Below are 281 nucleotides of genomic sequence, written 5' to 3'. Positions count from 1 at the left end.
GGTTTATCAGATGGTTTAGCACCCAGACCACACGGTTGCTGGGAAGGGAAAAATCTACTTCAATATGTAAGGCTTCCCTGTTAAAGTCATCAATAATGTTGAAGGATCTGAATCGCCTCTTGTTCTCCAGGACATCGGTCGCAAAGTCTATACTCCAAGTATCGTTGGGCTCGTGAGGAACTTCCAAGGGCTCTTTTATCCTGGCAGGCAGTCGTTTTTTTACCTTTCTTCTCAAAGGCAACCCCAAGGCGACATATACCCTGTGGACACGCTTGTGGTTC

Annotated in this window: 1 pseudogene; it reads right to left on the bottom strand. The window is 46.6% G+C overall.

The annotated features are described in order from the left end of the window. Window positions 1-281: pseudogene (locus tag FKR84_RS13245) on the bottom strand (IS3-like element ISLbl2 family transposase); the annotation flags it as partial.

The organism is Haloflavibacter putidus (assembly GCF_006546625.1).
Lineage (GTDB): Bacteria > Bacteroidota > Bacteroidia > Flavobacteriales > Flavobacteriaceae > Mesonia > Mesonia putida.
The sequence above is the reverse complement of the archived record's forward strand: the minus strand, read 5'-3'. Positions and strand labels throughout refer to the sequence as shown.